A 3,281-nucleotide genomic window follows, 5' to 3' on the forward strand; every position below is an offset into this window, starting at 1 on the left:
CATCTGACCTGCGTCGGGGCAACGCGCGACGAGGTCGATGCGGTCATCCAGGATTACAAATCGATCGGCATCAACCGGTTCGTGGCGCTGCGCGGCGACCCGGCCTCCGGCGTCGGCGAGCCCTACCGGCCGCATCCCGGTGGCTACGAGAATGGCGCGGAACTGGTCGCCGGGCTCAAGACGATCGCGGATTTCGACATCTCCGTCGCGGCTTATCCGGAAAAGCATCCGCAAAGCCCCGATTTCGCCACCGACATCGAGATGCTGAAGCGCAAGGTCGACAATGGCGCGACGCGGGCGATCACCCAGTTCTTCTTCGACAACGATCTCTACGAGCGCTATGTCGAGCGCGTTCGCCGCGCCGGCATCTACATCCCGATCGTGCCGGGCATCCAGCCGGTTCACAGTTTCAAGCAGGTCGCGAACTTTTCCGCGAGGGCGGGCGCGCATGTGCCCGGCTGGCTGGCGGAGCGTTTCGAAGGCCTCGACAAGGACCCGCAGACGCATGCGCTGGTGGCATCGGCGGTGGCAGCCGAACAGGTCATGGACCTGGTCGAGCGCGGTGTCGGCGATTTCCACTTCTACACCATGAACCGCGCCGATCTGGTCTTTGCCATCTGCCATATGATCGGTATTCGCTCGCACGAGGCGGCGGCCGCCGGATCAGCCGCGGCATGAGGTCGGGCTCAACAACAAAAGGCCGGGAAAAACCCGGCCTTTTGAATTGGTTGGACTATTTGGGTGCTGGTCTTCCCCGCTTTGGCGGTCAGGGAAGGAAGCCCATAATGAGGGCTCCGATAAAGGCGAACGCAGCACAGATCATCAATGCGTTGATAGGCCTCGTAAGTCCCATGACATAGCCTCCTCTTAAAGAGCTATGTCATGGAGTCTAGGTTCATTTGTGCCACAGGCAAGCGGAAAATGTGCTGCATTGCGACGTGATTGTGAAATCCGCGACATGTCTTTTGCCGTTAGGCTTTGAAACTCCTAGGCAAATACCGACTTCAGACCTGTGAATAAAATGTGGCCGGCTCGTGTCGCTGCCGTGTCATGGCAGCGCTACCGCCGCGAAAGTCGAATGCGACTTTCGCGGCGATGTGGGGGTTCAAAGGACGCGCTAACGTCTTCCAAGGACGCGCCCGTCGATGGTGATGAGGCCGAGCGCGATCAGCACCACCCCGCCGATTTCGAACAGCTCCAGCCGCTCGCCTAGGAACAGGAAGCCGAGCAGCATGGCGCTGGCCGGCACAACAAGCGTGACCAGCGAGGCGTTGGTAGCGCCCGCCGAGGCGACGAGGTTGAAATAGAGGATGTAGGCGACGGCTGTGGACAGAAGTGCCAGCGCCAGCACCGCCGCCCAGACCGGCGGCGAGGCCGAGAACAGGCCGGATGGGCCGTAGGTGAAGAGCACGATCGGGATCATGATGATGGTCGAAGCGGTCAACTGCCCGGTGGCGACGACCGGCGAGGGCACGCCCTTGAAGCGGCGGGCGACCATCAGCGCAATGCCATAGGACAGTGAAGCGCCGATCAGCGCGAATTTGGCCCAGACCGGGCCGCCGAGCCCGGCAAGCAGGCCGGGGCCGATCATGACGGCCGTACCGGCGATGCCGAGCGCAATGCCGGCGAGCTTGTTCCAGGAGAGCTTTTCGTCCGATGTCAGCGCATTGGCGAGAATCAATGTCCAGAACGGCGTCGTGGCGTTGAGCACCGAGGCGACGCCGGCGCCAAGCTCCGTCTGGCCGGCGAAGATCAGCGAAAAGGGCACCACATTGTTGGTGAGCGCCAGCAGGAAGAACAGGCCTGCATGCGGAAGCGCGAGGCGGAAGGACGGGCCGCACAGGCCGAGATAGATCTGTAGCGCGATCGCGGCGATGGCGACGCGAAACAGCACCAGCACCAGCGGGGGGAGTTCGGCCACCGCGATGCGGGCAAAGAAGAACGAGCCGCCCCAGATCGCGCCGAGCAGCAGGAGCTGCCCCCAGTCCTTGAGCACCATCGGCCCGCGCGGTGCTGATGTCGCGGCTATTGTCATGTGAGTCGCCCTCCCAGACGGCCTGAATGCCAGTCAGTCAGGCAGAAGCCATATCGGACTCAGTGACAAGAGCCACCCGAAACCTGATCGCTGGCAAACGTTGCTGGCAAAGACCCAGCGCCCCAGCGTCAGCCGCACGAGACACAGAATTGTTTTCATTAGCCGCTAGCTTGGATTAATTGTGCGCAGCCGAAGTGAGGATTCGTCCATGCAGCGATTCGAGAATGCCCGCGAGGCGGCACTGGCGCTTCGTCCGGACGATCCGGTCTATTGCTTCCGCCCGCAAGTGCTGATGGCGGATGCCAGGCAGTTCATGGGCATGTTCCCCGGCAAGACCGCCTATGCGGTCAAGACCAATGGCGAGCAGATCGTGCTGAAGACGCTGGTCGAAGCCGGCGTCAAGGCTTTCGACGTCGCTTCGCCGGGCGAGTTCGCCGCCGTGCGTGCCGTTTCCCCCGATGCCGAGATGCTCTACATGCACCCGGTCAAGGCGCAGTCGGACATCAAGCTGGCGCTGGAGAAATACGCCATCCGCGTCATTTCGCTCGATCATGAGGACGAGATCACCAAGCTGACGCGAGTGGTGCGGGCTCTCGACATCGATCCGGGCTCGATCAGCGTGTTCGTGCGGGTGCAGACCAAGGGGCATGCCGCCTACGAACTGTCGAAGAAGTTCGGCGCCGGGCCGGCGTATGCCGTCGAGCTCGCGGAGCGGCTGAGCCGTACCGGCTACAAGGTCGGCCTGTGCTTCCATGTCGGCAGCCAGATCGAGGATCCCGATACCTATGAGCGGGCGCTGGCTTCCGCCGACTGGGTGCGCAACCGGCTGACCTTCGATATTGCCGGGCTCGATGTCGGCGGCGGTTTCCCCGCCGAATACGGCCACGACCCTAACCGCAAGCAGATCGAGATGCCGTCGCTTGGCCAGATCATGTCGCGGCTGTCGGGCGATCTGAAGGAGTATCAGTTCGACCAGATGCCGCTGGTGGCTGAGCCCGGCCGGGTGATCGTGGCGCGCTGCCTGTCGTTGATCGTGCGGGTGCTGCTGCGCAAGGGCAAGCGGCTCTACATCAATGACGGCATCTGGGCATCGCTGTCGGATTCATGGACCGGCAAGATCACGCTGCCGGCGCGCTTCATTCCCGACCCGGCGATCCGCTCGCGCAATGGCGAGGAGAAGAACATCGTGCCGTTCAAGGTCTGCGGCGCGACCTGCGATTCCGTCGACATCCTGTCGCGGCCGTTC

3 protein-coding genes are annotated in these 3,281 nt (G+C 62.8%); 2 read left to right on the forward strand and 1 reads right to left on the reverse strand.

Translation table 11 applies throughout. The annotated features are described in order from the left end of the window. A partial coding sequence (locus tag EN994_RS23820) for a methylenetetrahydrofolate reductase (protein WP_127307845.1) occupies positions 1-678 on the forward strand: 678 nt, incomplete at its 5' end. 439 nt (positions 679-1,117) lie between these two features. Here the strand turns inward: EN994_RS23820 and EN994_RS23825 are convergent. Continuing rightward, positions 1,118-2,035 (reverse strand): DMT family transporter, encoded by a 918-nt coding sequence (locus tag EN994_RS23825; protein WP_063168490.1) that lies wholly within the window; start codon positions 2,033-2,035, stop codon positions 1,118-1,120. A 208-nt stretch (positions 2,036-2,243) separates the two neighbouring features. Here EN994_RS23825 and EN994_RS23830 point away from each other — a divergent pair. Continuing rightward, on the forward strand, positions 2,244-3,281 hold a 1,038-nt coding region (locus EN994_RS23830), incomplete at its 3' end, for an alanine racemase (RefSeq protein WP_127307846.1).

The organism is Mesorhizobium sp. M7A.F.Ca.CA.002.09.1.1, from assembly GCF_003998555.1.
Lineage (GTDB): Bacteria > Pseudomonadota > Alphaproteobacteria > Rhizobiales > Rhizobiaceae > Mesorhizobium > Mesorhizobium ciceri.